The following is a 21,301-nucleotide window of genomic DNA, read 5'->3' as shown; positions in this document are numbered from 1 at the left end:
ACCAAGATCAGGAAGAAAATTAATGCCAGACCGAGAGAAAAACTCAATTTCTCGACTCCGGCTGAGGTCTTTTTCAAAAATATTTCGTAATGTTGCACTCGCTGGTTGACTCTGCCCTTTCCCGGTTATTTCTGCACTTTTGATAAAAAAGTTTCAAAATAGTTTGCAGATTCAAAAAATTTGCCTACCTTTGCACTCGCAATCAAGAAACAATGATTGTAAAGTTGGTGCCATAGCTCAGTTGGTAGAGCAAAGGACTGAAAATCCTTGTGTCCCCGGTTCGATTCCTGGTGGCACCACTTTTACAAAACGAAAAATCATGAAAACCGCTGAAATACAGTTATTTCAGCGGTTTTTTCTTTATGTACTATCCGCAAAAATATGCAATCTGGTGCAATAAAAAATTGCTGATTCGGTGGCTTTTTTTGAGTCCCATGAAAAAACCACCGATATGTACCATACTTCACTTATTCTCAACGATTTGCGTGAATCATTTTCAGGGATGAAAATCTACATTTGCATACCCTACTGAATGACGGATGAAATACAACGTCTGCTAAAGGCTTTCTTATCCGATGATAATGATTGTACCTACAGGCGGATAATAGTAAGAGAAACAAAAATCGGTGGTTTTTTAGAGCCGGCAATAATAAAAGCCACCGAATTTAACATTTCTCTCCAGCCATCCGCTCCATTCAGGATTGACGAAATAACCGAATGTGCAACTTCAAAAAGAAAATGATCATGAAACAAGGAACAATGAACATTCTATTTTTCGTTCTGAAAACAAAACTGCTGAAAAATGGCGAGGCTCCAATCCTAATGAGGATTACCATCAACGGGCAATATGAAGAAATAAGAATACAGAGAAGCGTTCCATTAAAGAACTGGAATCCGGCCAAGGGATGCAGCAAAGGAAAAGACAGGGCTTCCATCGAACTGAACAACTATATTTCCGCCCTCACTACACGCGCATACGAAAAGCACAAGGAACTGACCTTTGAATCGGCACTGATAACTCCAAAGACGATATTAAAGCGTGTGTTCGGAAAGGATGAGACTGTCCGGACGTTGCTTGGAACAGTCAAAGAAGAAATTTCTTCTATGGAGAAGGTTGTTGACATAGACTATTCTCCCGTCACCATCAACCGTTATAAGAATGTGCTCAGAAAACTTGAAACGTTTGTGCCACGTTTTTATGAGAAGGATGATATTACATTCCATGAACTTTCCCCTGATTTCATCAAGGCTTTTGATGTTTTCCTGAAGACAGAAGCCGGACTGTGCCGCAACACAATAGTCCGCTACATGAAATGCCTGAAGAAAATCACCAATATGGCAATAGCCAAAGAATGGATGCGGAAAGACCCGTTTTACGGATATAAGATGGAACAGGACGAGACTGATCCGGTATTCCTGACAAATAACGAGCTTCAGGCTATAATGAACAGGAAATTTGATATTCCGAGGCTGGAGCTTGTCAAGGACATCTTTTTGTTTGCGTGCTTCACCGGTCTGGCGTTCGCTGATGTATCCACATTGAGACCGGAACATCTGGAGCAGGACAACAACGGTGACTGGTGGATAAGAAAAGGACGTGTAAAGCTGGAGAGAAGAAGAAAGTCAAGTTCCATAGCAAATGTTCCGCTTCTTCCTGTTCCATTGGCAATACTGAAGAAATACGAATCACACCCGATATGTCTTAAACAAGGGACTTGCCTTCCTGTTGTCTGCAATCAGAAGGCAAACAGCTACCTGAAGGAGATTGCGGACTTCTGCGGCATCAAAAAGAATCTGACCACACATGCAGCCCGACATACGTTTGCTACTACCGTCACGCTGGCCAACAACGTTCCATTACAAGAGGTGTCTGCCATGCTCGGACATGCATCCACAAGAATGACACAACATTATGCAAGAGTCATGGACAGGAACCTGAAGAACAACATGAATATAGTAAGGAGCAAGATGGGGCTATAGAAATAAACCTATCTTATACCTCGCATAACTGTCTGTAATAATATACAGAGACCAGGCGCTTTCAAGATGAAGTCATCCTCATTTCTTGCAGCAAAGATAGTTGTTTTTCCGAATGATCGCGCAAGGCGGCCCCTGAAGGGGCTTGGTTGCCTGTGAAAAAATCTTCCTCTTGCTGGCGCAAGAGCGTATTTTTTCACGGCAAGCCTTGCAGCAATCATCGGAAAACGAACAGGGAAACGCACAAGAAATAAGAATGCCTACCCACGGGCAGGCCATGTATAACTCAATAAATGGAAGATTATGGAAGCGAACAATGTGGAAAAAAGGTTCAATGACTGGTTTACGGTGTCTTATGACAGGTTAAGAAATCTCGTTGGCAGATACGGACACTGGATGAGGACAATTTTCATGACACTTATCTGTTTGTAAGAAAGCAGGTGCTGAATCCGGAAAGGGAAATAACGGATTATGAAGCATACTTTATCGGATGTTACAGGAAAGCGTTCATGACCAAGTTCAGGCTGGAAAGCAAATATGCCCATCCGGATGAATATTTCTTTCTTCGATGTGGGGAAGATGCGGATTTCCTTTCTCCGGATGACCTGAACAGCTGTGAAAAACTGGTGAAGGACATTCTTAACTTTATCAGAAGAAAGTTCTCCTATCAGGAATACAGGATGTTTACGTTGCGTTTTTATGAATCAGACTTTTCATTCAAGGCGTTGGGTGAATGTATGGGTATATCGGCAAGTGCCATTTCAGGAAAAGTAAACACGATCATAGATGCAGTACGGTCAAACCGGGGATTCTCATGGAGAAGCCAGATGCTGGCAGTAGAAGGATTCATATCCTAATCAGTTAGTTTATTGTATCACCCTTAAAACAGAAACTTATGGCACTGATAGTATATAACAAGGAGAACTCACGTCCGCAGCAGGTAGTTTATCAGGGGAAGCGGACAATCAACATGGACAGCAAGGGAACGGTTTACCTGTCAAAGACAATGTCTATAGAACTGGGGATTCTCGGTGGAGGACGGGTTAATTTCGCACACGATGAGGATACGGGAGAATGGTATATCTGCCATACGACAGACAAGGACGGGTTCACTGTATGGAAAGATAAAAGGTGTGCCAGATTCTCTGCCGGATTCATCGTCAGAAGAATCATGCTTCAGGCAAAAGTGGAAAGGAAGACCGTACAGTTTATGATTGCCAAGGCTCCCATAGAGGTGGGAGGTACAGTATATTACAAGATTCTGCTTTCCAATCCGATTTTCAAATAGCAAGAAGATGGCTCAGAAAGATCCATTATCAGATAATGGTGATGGATTTTTCCGGGCTATTTGTTTAGATTTTTACATCATACTATTTGGAGCATTAGGATATTGTTTTATCAGGGCATTATATTGACATAATACTATGTCCTGACAATATTATAATATGGGGGTACTATGTTATTGCAATATTATGTTGTCAGGGTATTATGTTGTTGTGTTATCATATTATTGCAATGTTATGTTATTAGGGTACTATGTTGTTATGTCGTTATGTTATTGCAATGTTATGTTATTACGTTATCAGGGTATTACACTATTGCAATATCATAACAGAAGTTATTTATATATACGCTGATCATCAATATATTACAGCATTTATTAAGCAACACATACAACTTTACTATAACAATCTACATACTATTATATGATACAGATTTATATGTAATATCTGTAAATCAGGATGCCATAGTACAATACAGCATAAAACTTTCAATATTGAATATTTAAATTTCGGCAAATAACTAAATATCGGGCACTACCATTCACACGATATCCAACTCTGTATACAGGTTTGTCACAAACAAACTGATATTTACATTTTTCATCAGGTAAATACGACTCTATTTTATAGCTATAAATGGGCATGGAGTCACAATCCACTTTATGTGGATTTTCTGTTCAAACGAACAGAGCAAGTTGTGTTTTTGTACGACAGAAAGTATTCTGCCAGACAAAAACCAACTTGCCCTCTCTCACGGTCGGGGGATTTTCCTCCGAAGTCGGAAATCTATATAAGGGAATTTTAGTTTATTTTCAATGAGATTCAAGTATCCATAGGTATAATTTCCATATGCCGATTTTATTTTTTACTGTATCGGTTATTGATATAGTTTGCTTATTGAACTAATTGATTTTTTCAATTTTCACCTATTTCATAATGAAAGCTTGTATTCATATTTTCAGAATAATAGTATATCTGAAAATCATATAGTATAATATCCTCTCTTTTCATCAATAATGTTATAGTTTTCACAATACTATCTATTTTGTTTTTTAAACCTTCCTTGCTAATAGTACCATTTGATGCGTATATTGTAAGACAATACGAGTATTTTCCCCTGTGTCTATTAAAAAAACTTGCTTTATAAATCTGCCTATCTATTGAATCTATAGGTATATTATACAACACCTTCTTAAAAAGACACATCTCACTGACAGCAATAGCTTTATCCTCTTCATGTTGTGCCACGCAAGCAACAGCGAAGAATGAATATGAGAAAATAAAAAAAAGACATACGCTTTTGTTTGTTAATTCTTTAAGAACGGCACCAAATTCCATACTGTTCCTCCTTTTGTATAAGCATGATTTAATGCATCTGTATTTTTTACTTCAATATAGTGTTCTGGCAACATTTTTTCTATCATATAAGCACAGGAAGAATCCAAATATGGTCTTCTAAGCATATTCCAAAAATTTTCCCAAAGGACTTTAGCTGAATCGTCTGTGTTTTTATACATTAATACCGGGTCAGGAACTAAGTTTATTTGATATGTAACATGAGGTAAATTCACTTGAAAGTCCTTGTTGTCCGCAGCAGAAAAATGCAAAACATATTCTATTTCTAAATCATGATATTTCCATGCTGAAATCATTCCTTCAGCATGTGCACCTCCCATGCTATGACTAATAATGAATATCTTCTTCATTTGAAGTCCTTCATCATTAATCACATTATGAGTTAGTAATTCTGTTTTGAGTAATTCTTCCGCTTCATCCCATCCAGCATTAAAACGTGTTTTGCCTGATGAATTCCAAACATTACTTCCATCAATAAAAAGAGGAGTAATGCCACTTCGGAGAATGGTTTTATTCGTCCACTGTTTATATTTTTTAATCAAAAAGTTATAGGTATTATTTATAAACATGCTTTCCCAATAGTCTTTCTTATTTTTAGTGCCAATGATATTTTCAGCTATCATTTTCTTTAGGGGTTCTGCAAATGAATTGGACTTTCCAGTATTCCAATATCCATTCACAAAAACTACAATAGCCTCAGTTCTAATTTGTGTTTTTACACTAACATTAATCGTTTCAGCTTGTAAATAAGGCATTACAGTTATTTCCTTGTTAGCCCATTCTTCCTTGATTCGCAACTCGAAGCTTTCTCCTTGTTCTTTTCTATATTCTTTCACTCCATCAATAAGAAGCACCCATTTTACACGTTTACGATCACTTTTATTTACATTGGACAAATTATATCCAGTAACCTCATATTTCACCTTTTCATTAGGCAACGCGCAATCTTTTCCTTTTACAGAAGTAACCAGCACAATAGGTTTTGGTGGTTCTAAAACAACCTTTGGGAGTATTGATGCCTTTTCCTCCTCTTGGTATTCTTCCCACCAGCCCCCGTCAGTTGTATTAATCCTCCTATCCAATTTGACTGTTCTATTAATGTCCAATCGTGTAGGAGAAATCAGGAAACGGGTTACCATAGGAAAGCTTACCTCCGCACTCATATTCTTTTCATAATAATAAAGGTAGGCTTCATCAAAAGCGATTTCACGAAACATCATGTCATCTATGTTGTGCCGAATTTTCCCACTGACAGGAATTGGTTCTGAACGGAAGAAGAAACAGAGATAAGGTTTGCCAATATCGACAAGCATCATATCCAAAACCTCGCAGCCTTCATCTGACTCCATTTCCACATATATGTCTCCACCCAATACCCCAGTAGTTGGTCTGCCTTTATAATCTGTATTACGGTTAAAACCATATTCATACCTTAATACATTGCGCTTGTAACCGTTTATCTCCAAAGTGATTTGAGTATTCATTGGCATTGTTTTATATGTTTGAAATCAATTTTACCAAAGATATGAAAATTAAAAAAAAAGACAACTATTGTTCGCTTAATTTTTTATCTATGATATGTTTAGAAGCACAACTTACCTATTTAATTATCTGTTAAATATTCATCTTTATGACAATAAATTTTGGAATATCCCTATTTTTTCCGTACTTGCATTTTGGAACTTTAAATATATTATTATGGCGGCATACAAAACAATAATGAGAACTGGCAGCATTTTTAATACAAATTCTGACGGTACTGCTATCTTCACGGATGTCTTTGAAGTAGAAAGCATGGAGTACTCTTTTGACAGAGGCATCAGCGATAACGGCAAACCTTCCACTCCTATCGTTGGTGGCATGGCTACCGTTGCATTCAGAGGATTTCCTCCCCAATATCTTCATAAATGGATTCTTAAGAGTGAAGAAAGGTTAAATGTACAACTCGAAGTATTGAACTTGTCGGAAGAAAGTATACCAGAAGAGACATTACAATTGCTCAATGCGGCATGTATTTCAATGAAGTTTTCTTATGAAGGGCTCGGTGAACAAGGTCTTGTCACAACCATACTCACATTGCAGGGTGAAGATGTCACATTAGGTTCAGACACGCTGTATTATGAATGGCAGGAAAGCCGGGACAAACCACAACGGACAGCATCTATATTCGTCTCAACATTTAATGCAAGCAAAGCAATTCCTATTGTCGTCGATCCATGTATCAAGGCATTTATGGATATTGACGAGGACTGTGCACAGAAGCCGTATAGTCTAGATTCTTTCTCCATAGAATTTATGCAACGTGTGGATCATAAAGGAGAACCCGCCTGGGAAGAAAAAGGAGGCTTGTTTTCAATATCGCTGAATCATCCGTCAAATTATCTGCTTAATCATTGGGCAATGTATAAGCACAAGCAGAAACATTCCGGCTATATAGTATTCAGGAATCCTGACGGGATGTCCAGTGCTGTCCTTTCCATCCGTTTTGAGAACGCATATTGCATAAGCTACAAAAAGTCCGTATCAGCCGCAACCGATGGAATCCTTTTGGAAATGATTATCACACCGGAGTTCCTGAAGTTCGGGAATATAGATTTTAACAATGGTAAATGGGCTGAAGACTGATATGGAACATAAGAATACAAATGACAAGAATGAATACCATTTCCAGCTGCCGGAAGTGGTAGTGAAAGGCAAAATGCCGGGATGGATGCGCAGGCAATTGGGAATGGCACTTCACCGGAATCCTGCATTATTTAGAAAATGCATGAAAAATGCCACTTCAGTAGAGGAAGAACAGTTTTATTTCAATCTGGCTTTCAATGCGGCAAGGGAAGAAGCAGGACAGCAGTTTGTTCAGGCTGCTTTGACGGCAGCAAGCGTTATCTCTGCAATATCCACGGCTGGTGTATCACTTGCCGCTGCAACTTCATTTGGACGTCAGGCTGCATTGCTTGGACGTGGAGCTTTATTGAAAGGAAGTACATATGCAGGTAGAATTGCTTCTTCCATAGAAGCAGCTTCGTTGAGAGGTGGAATGGCTGTTCAAAATACAATAATGCGTTCTGCCACACACTTAAGAACACTTAGTAATATTACAGGCAGAATGCTTTATCCAAAAGGCTTGAGTTTTGATACGATGTTATTAATGGGTGGAACAGATTTTACTCTACAATGGGGAGGCAATACAATATATAAATACACAGAAGAGAATAAAACTTTTATTAATTCAATGTATGAGTCTTTGAATGATGTTAATTTAGTAAGCACATTAGCTAGTTCAATGAAATTACCATTTTTATGTAATGCTGTATTTGGTTCAAGTTTTAATGTGAATCTAAGAGGAAATACAAAAACTGTTTTTGATGGTGGAATTTCTACTCATGAGTTCTTGATTGATTTAGGTTTTGGAATAGGGCTAGGAAAAGTCGGAGAAAATACTTATTCTAACTTTTTCAAAAATAATACTTCTAAAGTGAGAAGATATATTCCTTATTTTAATGAACCGAACATACAACGTATATTAAGAAATCTTCATAAATATGGGGATGATACTATAGATGCAATGGATAAAACCATAATCTCTCTTTGGGGTACATATTATATAAATGAAGTGAAGAAGATAGAAGGAATAAAAAATGATACTATAAGAAAAAAGAAGTAATGAAAATAAATAGAAAAAAATATATTTATACTGGGGGTATAATTTTATTAATTATTATTATCACCACACGCTATTTGGACACACTATATTACTTCAATAAAGCTAATATAAGATATACTATTGGTGTGTATTTTAAAAGTGGATATTATAAAGGTATAATACATCAGTTTAAGTATAGAGTTGCAGATTTCGATTATATTGTGGATACAAGATATGGATTACACAACAAGGAACTAAATAAATTACGAATAATAGTAAAATATTCAGAAAAATGGAGTGAGCATTCGGAAATAGTTATGGATACAGTTCCTAAATGGGTATTATCCCCACCCAAAGACGGATGGAAACAGTTCCCTCCTGACATAAATTGGAAAGGTGCGGAGCTTGATACAGCCTATATGAAAAAGATGGATATAGCAATCCCCGAATAAGATAAATGAAAAACAGGACGCTTATGAGAAAGATATTGTTGTCATTACTGTTGTTTTCTCTCTGTGGAAGTATGATTTTCGCACAGGAGCCACTGGAGATTAATGATGTGGAACGGGTGCCATTGGGGAATCTTACATACCAATGGCGGAACATATATGACCGTACCCCTCTACACGGCAAATGTCGGATTATATTAAGCTTCAGCTCATATCTCATAGCCAACTTCAACAAGGACGGTATCCTTGACGGAGCATACGAGGAATATAAGGACAACCGTCTGTTCAAGAAGTTGACCTATGTAAAAGGTAGGGCGAAAGGAAAAGGATACGAGTACTATTATGATGGAAGTCTGTTGAAAGAGTATTCCTATAACGAGCAAGGCAAGCTGGACGGTATAATGGTAGAGTACGGTCATGCAAGAAGAACGGAACGAGACTACAAGAACGGGAAGATTGACGGGCAGGAACGGATATTCGACAGTAACGGAAACCTGATTACCTATGTCTCGTACAGTAACGATATGCGGCATGGTCCTTTCCGCATCTATGAGGAGGGAGGCGATGATATGCCGCCATTCATTAGAGAAGGATATACCTGGGGCTGGAACGGAAAGAAAGGGAAATACAAGGAAACATGGGCACAGAGCGGAAAGCCGAAATGTATAGAGCACTATACGGAGAATGGGGAGAAGACCGGTCTGTGGCAGGAATGGGACTATAACGGGAAACTTATCAGGGAAGAAAACTATGCGGAAATGCCATACTATACAGTGATGTTTGACAGTAACGGCTATCCGACAAAGCGTTATTACTATAAGGAAGACCTATCTACAAACAGCGTACAGTATTTCTATCCCGGAATGGACAAGGTAATGAAAGAGGAATACAACATCGACTTCAGGAACTTCAAGCGTGATTACCGCCAGTTTTATGAGGATGGTATGATACAGGAAGAAGGACACATGAAAGGAGGTGAAGTGGTGTTTTCAAAAGAGTATTACAGGAACAGGCAGCTGAAATGCGTGAAAAAGATACAAAGAATATACGGATATGATATTCTTACAGTTACAGAACTGTATGATGAAGAAGGAAAACCTCTGCCTATTCCATCAGGAACATTCTAATGGAGGGAAAAAAGATTGTGTTTGAATGTTTAAACAGTTATCCCTTCCATCAAAGATAAATTCCAATCCAGCTTTGCCAGCCGCATTTATTCCTTTTTTTCAGGAGAATTTTCTTCATGGCTTACGCCGTGAAAATTCACCTGAAAAAGAATGCGGCGGCAAACGGATTAGAATTAAAGGAAAGATTACAGGGATTAACTGCGACCGACGTGACGCATAGCCGTAAATCAAAGGCGGCTATCCTTATATCCCATATACGACCTCACAAATACAGTGAAAATCCACCTTTCCAAATAACAAAACATAGTCTGCTTATCAAATCCCGAAATAAGACAGGGATTTCAGCTCCCTCCGATCTGCATAGTTCAGTTGCTTCGCTATGACATCTGATGTAATATAATGCACTTTGATGATAGTCTCTTGTGTTCCATAGCCTTCTATTCTATTTTTGTACCAACCACTTAAACAAATGATTATGGAGATAGTGAACATAGAAGCCAGTGCATTTATGGAAATGAACGACATATTGTTCAAGATAGAAAAACAACTGAAAGGACTGAACTCTTCCAAATCTGAACTGAATGAATGGTTGGATAATCAGGATGTATGTATTCTTATGAATATATCAGACAGAAAACTGTTGTCTTTAAGACAGAAAGGGCTAATCCCCTTCAGTCGTATAGACAGAAAGATTTATTATAAAAAAGAAGATATTCTAAGCTATGTAAGGAATAACCTTAAAACATATACAAATAATGGAAATGGGACAGCAGGTATTGAATAAGGATAGTAATGAGGTCAAGAGATTTATTGAAGCCATGGAAGGTATATCCAAAATGTTGGATGCAAATTCTTTAATCTACAGACCTATATTGGACGGGAACCGTTATATAACAGAACAAGAGTTATCAAAGGCTCTCAAAATTACAAAAAGAACACTCATTGAATATAGGATGAATGGCAAATTACCATATTACAAAATAGGAGGAAAGATTCTGTATAAAGAACAGGAGATTATAGAAATATTGGAAAGAAACAAAGTTTTGGCATTTGAATGACATTTCTTAAATCACTAATAATCAAAAGCTAAACTTTATACAAATAACTTGTAACCACTTTAAATAACTATATAAATATTTGGAGGAATAGAACCGAACACTTACCTTTGTAAAGTCAAAGGATGATTAACGAGAATCTATCGAAATTTGGTGAATTTGGCATATGGCTGATTCAGTGGTTCGGGGATTTTTCCAAAGATATTAAAGTGCTGCAAATTAGGACTTTGAATTAAAACATTCGATTCCTGGTGGCACCACTTGATAATCAGAGAGTTACAGCAATGTGGCTCTCTTTTTTTATTGTTTTTACTCCTTGTTTGAGCAGCAATTTGAACGGTTTGTTTAAACCATAGTTTAAACCGTGGCAATTACAGTAAAAGCAGTTTGTTACAAGTCTAAGGTGCTTAGTAACAATGAATTACCTCTAATGTTGAGGGTGACAAAAGACAGAAAGCTCAAATATGTCAGTCTGGGCATATCCTTGAATCCTACACATTGGGACTTCTCCAAAAATGAGCCAAAGGCAGATTGTCCCAACCGTGAGTACATCGAAATGCTCATTGCGGACAAAATCAAAGAATACTCCGCTAAAATCATTGAGCTGAAAGCAACCAATCAAGAGTTTACATCTACCTCCCTTGTGGAGAAAGTCAATGTAAAGCATACCAACCGTAAGACAGTAGAGAATGTCTTTCAGGAACACATCACCTTTCTTATAAAGTCTGGTCGTAAAAGCTATGCTTTATCTGTAAAGCAGCTATACAACTCCCTTAAAGAGTTTAGCCATAGCCTTGACTTCTATTTCTCTGAAATGGATGTTGCTTGGCTGAAACGATATGAGTTGTTTTTAAGGGAGAAGCGTTTGGCAGAGAACACTATTGGCATACGATTCCGCACTCTAAGAGCCATTTATAATGTGGCAATGGAAGAAGATGCAGTTTCAACAGATTGCTACCCATTCAGGAAGTTCAAAGTTGCAAGACTTCATCAAGACACTATCAAACGTGCCTTGACAAAAACTGACATAGAACGTGTGTTGCAATTCCAATCATCCAACCGTTACATGAGATTCCCTATTGACATCTTTGCATTCACCTATTATTGTGGTGGCATTAACTTCATAGACATTGCAAACCTCACACAAGCAAACATCATGGAAAATAAGCTGATTTATAAAAGGCACAAGACTGGCAAGCTAATAAAGATACCCTTGCAGCCACAAGCTATTGAACTTATAAAGAAGTACCACAATGCAGAATCACCTTACCTGTTCCCTATCCTCTCACCATTCCATAAAACAGACGAACAGAAAGCAAACAGAATCCACAAGGTGATTACTAAGGTGAATGACCGTTTGAAGCAAATTGGTAAAGCGTTGAATTTGCCTATCCCTCTCACGACATACGTTGCAAGACACAGCCAAGCAACAGTGATGAAGAAAGCAGGTGTTTCTACAGCTGTAATCCGTGAAATTATGGGGCATAGTTCTGAACGAGTAACACAAATCTATCTTGACAGTTTTGACAATGAGCAGGTTGATGAAGCAATGAAAAACTTGCTATAAATACAAAAAAGTCCGCTTATCAAATGGTAGGTGGACTTTTTTCATTACCTTTATAGCCTAAAAATCAAAGAGATATGGAACTACCAATAGATGACAACAACGAGAAACAGTTTCAGTACATTTCAAGCCTTTTAAGAGGAAAGGGCGAGCCGTTCTATCTGCCTGATGGTACACCTTTATATCCTAATATCTTGAATGTGAATATGCCATTTGAAACAATGCACATATTTGCAGAACGCTACAACAATGGTGAAATACTATGCCCTTATAAATACGAGAACTATATCAATGACAAAGACTTGCAAGCTACTATAAATGGGCTTCAAATGGATGCAGACGCATTTTGGTTGCTTGCCATATTCTGTTTTGACTTTGCTTGTAGTGTGTGTTTGTCAGGTTTCACTATAAAAGACAGTGCAAGGAGAACAATCGAAAAGTTTATCAATCTTGCACCTGATAATGAAGATTCTGCAATGAAACTCACCATTAAAACAGACAAGGGCAAAATGGAGATTGAGGACAGCCATGCTATTTCCTATATTCTAAAATGGGCGAAACAAGCCTACGAGAAAAACAAGGATGCTATACGTGGATGGACAGCGGAAGAAGCCAAAGACATATTTAGCTTAAAAGAGGAATCCAACTCTGTACTTATATGGTACTTTGCAAGATTGATGAGAGAGTTCTTTGAACTTAACCCACAATTTGTGGGTAAACGGAAGAAAGGAGAAACCGTTTCGCTGAACAAGAACCTCTTAATTTCAAAGCTGATATATTACACTCACCTATCCACTAATGAGAATTTCAAGTTTGATGCAGAATCACTAAAAGGCTTTTTCAAACAATATAAGAACAAGCAAATCTTAACGCATTCGGGCATATATTATTAAAAAATACAATAGTTTATCCATTACAAAAGAATCCTGTTACTCCAATCAAGTGGCAGGATTCTTTCTTTTTATTCTGTTTTCATTTTAAGGGGAGTAACATTGCAACTGAAATTCACTCACTATATACACTTTTAATCCGCCATACCTTTGCAACGTAATCAGAAACACAAAGCGAGATGCAGCATAGCAATGTGTGGGCAGATTACAGAATATAACTTTTAAATTTTTTATATGAATTATAATTTTAAGGGGATTACTTCCCAAGTCGAGCAATCGTATGATAATACGGCAGCTCACACAGAGTTGAAAGCGATGATGAATCGCAATGAGAGATTATCCCTCTACTTCACCATAGACCGATACGGCTATGAAGCAATTAGAGTGGAAAGTAAGACAACCAAGAACTTTGCCTATCAAATCAACCAAGAAGCATTTGCATGGGTGATGAACTATCTATTGAAAGGTGAAACAGAGGACTTCAACGTGAAGCCCGATGCGGTAGCCAAATCCGAAGAAACAGATGCAAACAAGTTTCGCAAGGATATGTTGAAACTGTTTGTGGAAAACGGAATAGGCAACATTCAGTTTACCCCTGAATTTCGGGACAGGACTGGCAAGCTAACAGCAGTAGCCAACTTCCGTAATGGAACTATCCTTTTCTTTATGGAACGTGACAAGGAAATTACAGACTATTTGAGAGAGAAAGGACTGATAAGATAGGCAACATTACTAACCGAGAGTTGGGGGGCTATCAAAAGCTCTCCACTCTCTTAAAAACACTCGAATTATGAAAAAGACAATTTTACCAATAAATAAAGGGCAACGCTTGTCTGATATTTACACGATTGAAACAAATACCATTCTCTGTAAGACGCTTACAGGATTGGGAGCTACTTATTCAGAAATCAATGCTAAACGCCATTCTATTATCATAGAGCTGAACCAGCCACCTATTGTTGGCAAATGCAAAGACCCGAAGCACAAGAAAGACAACCTTTTCGGGGTAATGCAGAAAGTTACGGTAGATGATGTGATTGAATATCTTGAAGACACCGTTACCAATGGCAAGCTCATAAAGATTTTATGCACACCCGAAAGTTTCTACAAAGTCAAGCAAGCCTTTGAATACTTGGAGCTGAATATGTACACAATATGTTTCATGTTGTTGGACGAGTGCCACAAACTTGTCAAGGACAACGATTATCGGGAGGATATAACTTTACCAATAGATGACTTCTTTCATTTTGACGAAAAAGCAATGGTATCTGCCACCCCGATTATTCCCTCTGACCCACGCTTTGAAGAACAAGGTTTCACACTTGTAGAAGTAAGACCCAATTACGATTACACAAAAGCAATGAACATAGTCCATACAAACAACGTGCTTGAAGCGTTGAAAGTGTCCCTGCCCAAAATTCAACAGGCACAGGAAGAACCGAGAAGCATTTGCTTTTTCATCAACAGCACAGACATGATTCTTCAACTTATGAATAAGTTGAATATCATTGATGACAGTGTGGTGTTTTGTTCCACAAAGAGCGTGGATAAACTGAAACGAAGCGGATTCAACCGAGCTTATGATAATTGGAACGGCAAGCACAAGAAGCCTTATATGTTCTTTACAAGCCGTTTTTACAGCGCATTGGATATAGAGCTTGACGAGAAGCCCGATATTGTCTTTGTGACAGAGCCTTACTTTGCTGAATATACGGTGATAGACCCTTGCACAGATGCGGTACAGGCAATCGGACGGTTTAGGGGTGGAGTTTCCACCATGCACCATATTGTGAACACCAATGAAAGCTACCCTGTCAGAACAAAGTCTGGCATAGTGGAATACCTCAAAGCAAGCCAAGACGCATATATGACGGTCAAACGGATATATGATTGTGCTACCTCTTTGGAAACAAGAAACGCTTTCAAGGCAGCTTTGGATGTGCTACCGTTCAACAAAATGCTGAAAAATAGCAAGATTGATTATTTTGCCATTGACAACTATATGGATGAAGCATTGGTTAAGTCCTCATACAACAACATTGACTTACTCATGTCACTTTATGGAAAGACAAGCCATTTCAGAGCGGAAATGTCCAATTCTATATTATGTCCGTTAGGCGATAAGGAACGGCTGACGTTGGAGAACAAGAATACATCAATAAAGGAAAGCCGTAAAAAGTTGGTGGAGATTCTTGAATCTTTGAAAAACGACATGGATTCCCCTATCGTCCAAACGCACATAAGGGAACTCCGCAGACTTGACCCTTTTATAGTGGAAGCCTATGAAACGGTAGGAAAGGAAGTGATAGAAATAAACAATTACTCACCAAAGAAAATCAAAGAAGCCATGATACTGAAACGCTATCGGGAAAAAACGACTGGTGTAGAGTTTGTCCAACTATTGAAGAACTCCTTTCATGTAGGGAAATGCTATACATTGAAATATATAAAGGCTGAATTAGTCAGACTCTATAAGATGCTTGACATATCGCCCAAAGATGCGGTTACAGCACAGACTATTCGTGAGTTCTTCCAAGTCGAAGAATGCAAACACAAAGGACAAAAGGCATTGAGACTAATTGAATCCCTCATATAAAAGACAAGGACTTTTTTCATTGATTGTCTATTTTATAGGGAGAATCTGAAAAAGGTTCTTTCTATAAAACACACTTGCCAACATTTAATTTTATCTTATTTCTTAAATCCGCAGTCACTCATGATTGCGGATTTTTGAGTTTATACACTTGTCCTACTTTAAGGTCAGTCGAGGTAGTTCATCGGACAGAAGTTGGATTCAATTAAATTAGCCTTATCAATAAGTATCAGCTAAAATTCTGATACATATAGCACTATACAATCTTATTGTAGCACTCAATCAACAAGACCTTACAGGAAGATATAACCTATTCCTGTAAAAGAATCTATCCAATAAATAGACATACGCACTGTTATAAGCCGATAGTATCAAAATATCCCCCTCCGTCTGCGTTTGGTGTCTTGTTTTTCAAAATGGAGAATGCCATATACAAGCGATTTTACTACATCTTGTAGTCCCCCCACCATTCTTGACTAAAAACAAAAGATAAATTCAATTATTCACCAATTAAAATTTTGCATTTATGGAAAACTTAGTTTTATTGCCAGCTATGGCACAGAAAAGACGTGGCAACTTTGGGCAGTTTGCAGAGGATGCAACTATTATTTCAGAGGAAACCACAAGAGTGAAGAAAGTAAACCACTTCATAGAGGCAAACACTATGGAGATTGACTTTCAGCATTTACAGAGTGATTGCATCGTACCCGTTTTCAGTAAGGACAACGAACTGACTATTTCTCACAATGCCTTTATTGAAACAGTTTGGGAAGCTGCAAACACTTTCTTTACAGGTGAAACAATTGATAAACCTGACATTCGTGTTTCTCATATTGTGAAAGGCAGAATCCCTGAAGCAATACACAAGCCAGCAAACCAACTCTTAGAGAGTGACAAGACACAGTATTTTGAAAGGATGATGTTCTGTTTTGAAGTTCCCACCATTTATGAAACGGTAGAGGGCAACAGGCTTACATTATCCGTTGGTGGTGTCCGTGCCTACAATCAGATGAATCTTTACAGCAAGAAAACGGTTGAGAGATTCAAGGTGTTTGTGGGCTTTAAGAACATGGTCTGCTGCAACTTGTGTGTTTATACAGACGGTTATCTTGGCAACTTGGAAGTTTCAAGTACAAATGACTTGTTCCGTTCTGTTTTGGAGATGTTCAACCGTTACGACCCTGCAAAGCACATCCATTTGATGCAGACGCTTGGAAACAGCTATCTGACAGAACATCAGTTCGCACAGATACTTGGCAAGATGAGATTGTACCAATGTCTGCCACAAGGCTATCAGAAAAGCATACCCCGTTTGCTTATAACGGACACACAGATTAACAGTGTGGCAAAGGCTTACATTCAGGATGAGAATTTTGGTGGTTTTGGCAGTGACTTGTCTATGTGGAGATTTTACAATCTTCTGACAGGTGCTAACAAGTCAAGCTATATAGATTCTTTCTTGGACAGAAGTCTGAACGCAACAGAGGTGGCACAGGGCATTAACATGGCTTTGCATGGTGACGAGCGTTATTCATGGTTTATTGATTGATTCACTTTACAATAGTGGGAGATATTCAGTAATTGGATATTTCCCACTTTTTACTAACTTCTAAAATCTGAATTTTATGGCACAAGGAAATAATGAGAATTGGAATTTTTATGGAGCTATATTCGTGGTGGTCTTTATCGTGTTGCTTTGCATCAGTCCGCTTTATACGATAGGAATCTTTTGGATATTGGCTACAATTTACTCTATGTTGATTCACTAATATGGAAAGTGAATGTTCCGTTGATGTTCAGTCAGTTACACTAATTGGGCATTCACTTTTATTGTCTAATCCTCAAAAATGAACATTATGAGCTTGAAATACAGCAACACAACAGCAGACTTTCTTAGGTGGGATGAAGCTATGAATCTAATAAGAAAGCTGTTCAAGGATGGCAATTATAACATGAGTTTGTTAATTGCTTTGGGCTGTTTCTTTGGTTTGCGGATAAGTGACATACTTGCATTAAGGTGGAATCAGATACTTAATGTAAATGAGTTCACTATCATAGAACACAAGACAGGGAAGAAACGGACTATCCGCATTAACCCACAACTGCAAAGGCATATTGCAGAATGTTACAAAGCTATCAAGCCATTAGGCAAAAATTCTCCTATTTTGGTAAGTCAGAAAGGCACAGTTTATTCAGTACAACGGATAAACATAATTCTGAAAGAGCTGAAAAAGAAGTACAAACTGCATATAGGTAATTTCAGTTGCCATTCGCTTAGAAAGACTTTTGGCAGGCAGGTTTACAACATGAACAATGAGAACTCTGAATTGGCATTAGTCAAACTTATGGAGCTTTTCAATCATAGCTCTGTTGCAATCACTAAGAGATACTTGGGACTAAGGCAGGAAGAACTATTGAATACTTACGACTGCCTTAGCTTCTAATCTTTCAGTAGGTGGAAAAATCAATAACTTTGCACTTTTATAGGCAGAGATTGATTTTCTACCTGCTTGATTAGCAAATAATAAGCAAAGTTCTTGCAACGCTAAACACTTTTGAGTAACTTTGTGGCAATTTCAGTGGACTAATGAGTTAGGAAGCTGAAAGGACATATAAGACGAAAGGGCGTTTAGCTAAATTATCCCTTGTTGGAATCTGGACAATTCTACCGTATGGATAATGGGCAGGAACGCCCACATCAGGATTATATACCTACCTCAACAGGTGGCTTATATAATTTCTTGGTGTGGGCTTTGCTTATTATATACGGTGGGCAGTCCAGAACTCTTAGAACAAGAGAGCCTCAACAAGAATAATAAGCCAAAGTACCCACACCTTTTCTTTATATGGGCAAGAACAAAAAAGTTAAATCGCTTCTTCCGGGTATTAAGTAGCGCAAGAAAAGAATTTATGACAGATTCACAAAAATGTTGTGTGCTTGCTTTAATAAAAGTGTTGATAGATAATGATAGCAAAGAAGGGAGAGCCGTCCTTTTTCATGCTATGAAAACATTAAATATAAAAGATATAGACTTGAATACGTACCTATCAAGATGCAGAAAATTGGGCATTGGTGGGTTATCATGGTTTTGTGACAGATTAAAGGATTTACCTGCATCAGAAAAAGAGAATCTTAGAGTTTTATTCAGGGATGCTTTTATAGACGGAGGTAATTTTGATGATTCAGAAACATCTATGCTATTTGAAGAAATATTAGATAAATGTGAATTGTTTAATGACGAACCTGCTGAACCTATAAACATACAAGACGAAGATTTATATCGTTGTGTAATGGATGAAGATTTATATCGCTGCATAGCTGCGGGATTTAATATAGTTGAAGATTACATTGCAGATGTCATAGAGCCACAACTATACATATCAAGGAATGAATCCCATGCCTTGCCTAAAAATTTGGTCGTTCAAAGATGCTTAGGAATACTATGCCAATATATAACAGATATTCAACGCATTAAATATCATAATTTTGAAGTGCTTAAAATAGATAGACTGAATAACTATATAGATTCTATACCGGGCTTCAATTATTACTTGGCAGACCCTCATATATGTGGACGTAAACTATATGAATCGGGTAAAGTTCAACAAGCACTTGATAAACTTTCAGCAGACATACATTCCTTAATGCCCAATTATAATAGCCACTTTATAGAACAGGGGCATACGTTTCGTTTATTGAGAAATATGATTAATGATTAGTACAATGAAAAAGTTTATATTATCCATATTAATAGTCATATCACCTGCACTTATGGCACAAGAACTATCAAATACTAAATTGAACTATGATGATAGTTTTAGACCTTATGTGGTAACTACTGTAACAAACTCTGATTATACACAGCAAATTACAAGTATTGAATTTGAAATAGAATACACACGTAACTGGGGTAAGATGTTTGATAACATAACAGACCCGACTTATTATACAAGAAAGAAAAAAGTAGTGCGTGAAGATATACCTGTACGTAGTAGCAGGACTCTCACTTTCTACATCCCACAGTTAGACGATTACAAACCATATAGGATTACTATACTAAGGATTCGATTCGCTAATGGCAACATAAAAACAATAAACAATAGGTAAATATTTAATAATGATGAAGTTAGACAGATGAAGCAGCTATTTATAATATCAACATTATTGCTTTTAGCGAGTTGTGCCAATAAGCACCAATCATCAAACCATATTGCCACAGACAGTTTAATAGTTGGTAAATGGAAAATGGTTGAATATGCAAGTGGTTATGTCAATGCACTTGACACTATTAGCTTTTACAAGAATGGCAAGGCTGACTGCCCACCTGAAACAGGTGAATTTACCTACCGCTTTATAAAGCCTGATTCGTTGATTATCTATAATAAGGGCTTTGGAGAACAGCATTACAAGATACTCAAACTATCCAATGACAGCCTTATAAAGCAAATTAGACGGCAAAGGATATATACAGACAGCATAGACGAGCCTGTAAATGGAGAGATTGAGAAATACATAAAAGTAACAGACAAGTAACAACTTATTCGTTTAACATAAAAACAAAAGAAAAATGAAAGCATTAAGATTTATTGGAATGGTCTTAGCTCTTGTGGCATTGAGCATAAGCCCCACAACAAGTAATGCACAGACCTATAAAGGCTCTATTGAGGGCGGTAGGACATTGCACACTGATGATATGGGATTGTTCAGCACCACTGACATTTACACAACACATGGTGTCCAATTCAACCCTTACCTTTATGTGGGTGCTGGTGCAGGAGTTCGATTAGGAGACGGTTATACAGCCATTCCTATTTATGCAGATGTGAAATACACCATATTGAAGAAGAAAGTTTCTCCTTTTATTGATGCAAAGATAGGATATAGCGTACTTGATGCGTCAGGCTTTTATATGAATCCGGGTATTGGTGTCAGTTGGAACTTCTATAAAGGGTTGTCTGTGTTTCTAAAAGTTGGATATACTTATAACGCTAATCCTTATGATGGTTGGATGAAACCAAATGAAATGGGATGGGTTTCAGAAGAAAATAAAACAGATATTTACCCTCACGGAGTGTCTGTGTCTATTGGTTTCGGCTTCTAAAAACTATTCAATGAGAAAGAAGAAATGCAGAATCATATTACTCTGTTTGGTAACTGTGATTCTGATAGCCATTCTAAGTTGTTACCTGTTGGTTTCTACCAATGCAAAGGGAAAGACCTTTAATGATGTTCAAAGCATTCCTTATAATAGAGTTTATGTAATTTAGATTTGTTATATATCGCGCATACGCGTACCTTTGCAACATGAATTACCACGACCATAAAGACAACAGCAAAAGTTTCCGTGCCTTGACGGGAGTTAG

22 protein-coding genes, 1 tRNA gene and 1 pseudogene are annotated in these 21,301 nt (G+C 37.6%); 22 read left to right on the top strand and 2 right to left on the bottom strand.

Annotated elements, in window-relative coordinates:
- Window positions 1-226 precede the first annotated feature (226 nt).
- The 4 genes and pseudogenes from B5F25_RS18370 to B5F25_RS18350 all read left to right on the top strand — a co-directional run bounded on the left by B5F25_RS18370 (window position 227) and on the right by B5F25_RS18350 (window position 3,265).
- A tRNA-Phe gene (locus B5F25_RS18370) sits at window positions 227-299 on the top strand.
- 445 nt (window positions 300-744) lie between these two features.
- A complete protein-coding gene (locus B5F25_RS18360) occupies window positions 745-1,980 on the top strand; it encodes a site-specific integrase (RefSeq protein ID WP_087251334.1) in 1,236 nt (411 codons plus the stop codon).
- Window positions 1,981-2,254: 274 nt separating this feature from the next.
- A pseudogene (locus tag B5F25_RS18355) lies at window positions 2,255-2,834 on the top strand (sigma-70 family RNA polymerase sigma factor).
- Between the two features lie 38 nt (window positions 2,835-2,872).
- Entirely contained in the window at window positions 2,873-3,265 is a 393-nt protein-coding gene (locus B5F25_RS18350; RefSeq protein ID WP_021929898.1) for a hypothetical protein, read from the top strand.
- A gap of 910 nt (window positions 3,266-4,175) precedes the next feature.
- On the opposite strand, the gene B5F25_RS18340 is transcribed toward B5F25_RS18350, so the two are convergent.
- Window positions 4,176-4,598: a hypothetical protein gene (locus B5F25_RS18340; RefSeq protein ID WP_087251326.1), complete on the bottom strand. Its 423-nt coding sequence runs from the start codon at window positions 4,596-4,598 to the stop codon at window positions 4,176-4,178.
- Window positions 4,568-6,100, bottom strand: a complete 1,533-nt coding sequence (gene tssD, locus B5F25_RS18335) for a type VI secretion system tube protein TssD (RefSeq protein WP_087251332.1) — start codon at window positions 6,098-6,100, stop codon at window positions 4,568-4,570. The genes B5F25_RS18340 and tssD (B5F25_RS18335) overlap by 31 nt, the downstream gene beginning before the upstream one ends.
- Before the next feature lie 214 nt (window positions 6,101-6,314).
- On the opposite strand from tssD (B5F25_RS18335), the gene tssD (B5F25_RS18330) reads away from it, so the two are divergent.
- The 18 genes from tssD (B5F25_RS18330) to B5F25_RS18250 all read left to right on the top strand — a co-directional run bounded on the left by tssD (B5F25_RS18330) (window position 6,315) and on the right by B5F25_RS18250 (window position 21,039).
- A complete protein-coding gene (gene tssD, locus B5F25_RS18330; RefSeq protein WP_239472676.1) occupies window positions 6,315-7,241 on the top strand; it encodes a type VI secretion system tube protein TssD in 927 nt (308 codons plus the stop codon).
- Between the two features lies 1 nt (window position 7,242).
- Complete coding sequence (locus B5F25_RS18325) at window positions 7,243-8,280, top strand: hypothetical protein (protein ID WP_239472677.1); 1,038 nt, start codon at window positions 7,243-7,245, stop codon at window positions 8,278-8,280.
- Window positions 8,280-8,711, top strand: coding sequence for a hypothetical protein (locus B5F25_RS18320; protein ID WP_087251322.1), 432 nt, complete (start codon window positions 8,280-8,282; stop codon window positions 8,709-8,711). The genes B5F25_RS18325 and B5F25_RS18320 overlap by 1 nt, the downstream gene beginning before the upstream one ends.
- Window positions 8,712-8,734: 23 nt before the next feature.
- Window positions 8,735-9,835 carry a hypothetical protein gene (locus B5F25_RS18315; protein WP_040311742.1) on the top strand — a complete coding sequence of 367 codons (1,101 nt, stop codon included), beginning with the start codon at window positions 8,735-8,737 and terminating at the stop codon, window positions 9,833-9,835.
- A 25-nt stretch (window positions 9,836-9,860) separates the two neighbouring features.
- Entirely contained in the window at window positions 9,861-10,055 is a 195-nt protein-coding gene (locus B5F25_RS22255) for a hypothetical protein (RefSeq protein ID WP_172772457.1), read from the top strand.
- A gap of 255 nt (window positions 10,056-10,310) precedes the next feature.
- The gene (locus tag B5F25_RS18305; RefSeq protein WP_040311745.1) at window positions 10,311-10,619 is read left to right on the top strand and encodes a helix-turn-helix domain-containing protein; all 309 of its coding nucleotides are present in this window, start codon (window positions 10,311-10,313) and stop codon (window positions 10,617-10,619) included.
- The gene (locus tag B5F25_RS18300; RefSeq protein ID WP_007565909.1) at window positions 10,597-10,893 is read left to right on the top strand and encodes a helix-turn-helix domain-containing protein; all 297 of its coding nucleotides are present in this window, start codon (window positions 10,597-10,599) and stop codon (window positions 10,891-10,893) included. The genes B5F25_RS18305 and B5F25_RS18300 overlap by 23 nt, the downstream gene beginning before the upstream one ends.
- Window positions 10,894-11,254: 361 nt before the next feature.
- Window positions 11,255-12,457 (top strand): site-specific integrase, encoded by a 1,203-nt coding sequence (locus B5F25_RS18295; RefSeq protein ID WP_087251317.1) that lies wholly within the window; start codon window positions 11,255-11,257, stop codon window positions 12,455-12,457.
- Window positions 12,458-12,531: 74 nt separating this feature from the next.
- A complete protein-coding gene (locus B5F25_RS18290; RefSeq protein ID WP_087251314.1) occupies window positions 12,532-13,347 on the top strand; it encodes a hypothetical protein in 816 nt (271 codons plus the stop codon).
- A gap of 231 nt (window positions 13,348-13,578) precedes the next feature.
- A complete protein-coding gene (locus B5F25_RS18285) occupies window positions 13,579-14,067 on the top strand; it encodes a hypothetical protein (protein WP_087251312.1) in 489 nt (162 codons plus the stop codon).
- Between the two features lie 67 nt (window positions 14,068-14,134).
- The gene (locus tag B5F25_RS18280) at window positions 14,135-15,940 is read left to right on the top strand and encodes a hypothetical protein (RefSeq protein WP_087251310.1); all 1,806 of its coding nucleotides are present in this window, start codon (window positions 14,135-14,137) and stop codon (window positions 15,938-15,940) included.
- 523 nt (window positions 15,941-16,463) lie between these two features.
- Window positions 16,464-17,486, top strand: coding sequence for a DUF3871 family protein (locus tag B5F25_RS18275; RefSeq protein ID WP_087251308.1), 1,023 nt, complete (start codon window positions 16,464-16,466; stop codon window positions 17,484-17,486).
- 76 nt (window positions 17,487-17,562) lie between these two features.
- Entirely contained in the window at window positions 17,563-17,706 is a 144-nt protein-coding gene (locus B5F25_RS21985) for a hypothetical protein (RefSeq protein ID WP_162614451.1), read from the top strand.
- Between the two features lie 87 nt (window positions 17,707-17,793).
- A complete protein-coding gene (locus B5F25_RS18270; protein ID WP_087251306.1) occupies window positions 17,794-18,381 on the top strand; it encodes a tyrosine-type recombinase/integrase in 588 nt (195 codons plus the stop codon).
- 466 nt (window positions 18,382-18,847) lie between these two features.
- A complete protein-coding gene (locus B5F25_RS18265) occupies window positions 18,848-19,657 on the top strand; it encodes a hypothetical protein (protein WP_140406979.1) in 810 nt (269 codons plus the stop codon).
- Between the two features lie 52 nt (window positions 19,658-19,709).
- On the top strand, window positions 19,710-20,045 hold the full coding sequence (locus B5F25_RS18260) for a hypothetical protein (RefSeq protein ID WP_140406978.1): 336 nt from the start codon (window positions 19,710-19,712) through the stop codon (window positions 20,043-20,045).
- A gap of 27 nt (window positions 20,046-20,072) precedes the next feature.
- On the top strand, window positions 20,073-20,471 hold the full coding sequence (locus B5F25_RS18255) for a hypothetical protein (RefSeq protein ID WP_087251300.1): 399 nt from the start codon (window positions 20,073-20,075) through the stop codon (window positions 20,469-20,471).
- 34 nt (window positions 20,472-20,505) lie between these two features.
- Window positions 20,506-21,039: a hypothetical protein gene (locus B5F25_RS18250; RefSeq protein WP_087251297.1), complete on the top strand. Its 534-nt coding sequence runs from the start codon at window positions 20,506-20,508 to the stop codon at window positions 21,037-21,039.
- Window positions 21,040-21,301: the final 262 nt, after the last annotated feature.

It is taken from the genome of Bacteroides sp. An19 (assembly GCF_002160215.1).
Taxonomy (GTDB): Bacteria; Bacteroidota; Bacteroidia; order Bacteroidales; family Bacteroidaceae; genus Phocaeicola; species Phocaeicola intestinalis.
Note: the sequence above shows the minus strand (reverse complement) of the source record. Positions and strands in the feature narration are given on the sequence as shown.

Excerpts from the sequence above, each read along its gene's own strand:
- B5F25_RS18360 (WP_087251334.1), top strand. The coding sequence starts at position 745 with ATGAAACAAGGAACAATGAACATTCTATTTTTCGTTCTGAAAACAAAA.
- B5F25_RS18350 (WP_021929898.1), top strand. The coding sequence starts at position 2,873 with ATGGCACTGATAGTATATAACAAGGAGAACTCACGTCCGCAGCAGGTA.
- B5F25_RS18340 (WP_087251326.1), bottom strand. The coding sequence starts at position 4,598 with ATGGAATTTGGTGCCGTTCTTAAAGAATTAACAAACAAAAGCGTATGT.
- tssD (WP_087251332.1), bottom strand. The coding sequence starts at position 6,100 with ATGAATACTCAAATCACTTTGGAGATAAACGGTTACAAGCGCAATGTA.
- tssD (WP_239472676.1), top strand. The coding sequence starts at position 6,315 with ATGGCGGCATACAAAACAATAATGAGAACTGGCAGCATTTTTAATACA.
- B5F25_RS18325 (WP_239472677.1), top strand. The coding sequence starts at position 7,243 with ATGGAACATAAGAATACAAATGACAAGAATGAATACCATTTCCAGCTG.
- B5F25_RS18320 (WP_087251322.1), top strand. The coding sequence starts at position 8,280 with ATGAAAATAAATAGAAAAAAATATATTTATACTGGGGGTATAATTTTA.
- B5F25_RS18315 (WP_040311742.1), top strand. The coding sequence starts at position 8,735 with ATGAGAAAGATATTGTTGTCATTACTGTTGTTTTCTCTCTGTGGAAGT.
- B5F25_RS22255 (WP_172772457.1), top strand. The coding sequence starts at position 9,861 with ATGTTTAAACAGTTATCCCTTCCATCAAAGATAAATTCCAATCCAGCT.
- B5F25_RS18305 (WP_040311745.1), top strand. The coding sequence starts at position 10,311 with ATGGAGATAGTGAACATAGAAGCCAGTGCATTTATGGAAATGAACGAC.
- B5F25_RS18300 (WP_007565909.1), top strand. The coding sequence starts at position 10,597 with ATGGGACAGCAGGTATTGAATAAGGATAGTAATGAGGTCAAGAGATTT.
- B5F25_RS18290 (WP_087251314.1), top strand. The coding sequence starts at position 12,532 with ATGGAACTACCAATAGATGACAACAACGAGAAACAGTTTCAGTACATT.
- B5F25_RS18285 (WP_087251312.1), top strand. The coding sequence starts at position 13,579 with ATGAATTATAATTTTAAGGGGATTACTTCCCAAGTCGAGCAATCGTAT.
- B5F25_RS18280 (WP_087251310.1), top strand. The coding sequence starts at position 14,135 with ATGAAAAAGACAATTTTACCAATAAATAAAGGGCAACGCTTGTCTGAT.
- B5F25_RS18275 (WP_087251308.1), top strand. The coding sequence starts at position 16,464 with ATGGAAAACTTAGTTTTATTGCCAGCTATGGCACAGAAAAGACGTGGC.
- B5F25_RS21985 (WP_162614451.1), top strand. The coding sequence starts at position 17,563 with ATGGCACAAGGAAATAATGAGAATTGGAATTTTTATGGAGCTATATTC.
- B5F25_RS18270 (WP_087251306.1), top strand. The coding sequence starts at position 17,794 with ATGAGCTTGAAATACAGCAACACAACAGCAGACTTTCTTAGGTGGGAT.
- B5F25_RS18265 (WP_140406979.1), top strand. The coding sequence starts at position 18,848 with ATGACAGATTCACAAAAATGTTGTGTGCTTGCTTTAATAAAAGTGTTG.
- B5F25_RS18260 (WP_140406978.1), top strand. The coding sequence starts at position 19,710 with ATGGCACAAGAACTATCAAATACTAAATTGAACTATGATGATAGTTTT.
- B5F25_RS18255 (WP_087251300.1), top strand. The coding sequence starts at position 20,073 with ATGAAGCAGCTATTTATAATATCAACATTATTGCTTTTAGCGAGTTGT.
- B5F25_RS18250 (WP_087251297.1), top strand. The coding sequence starts at position 20,506 with ATGAAAGCATTAAGATTTATTGGAATGGTCTTAGCTCTTGTGGCATTG.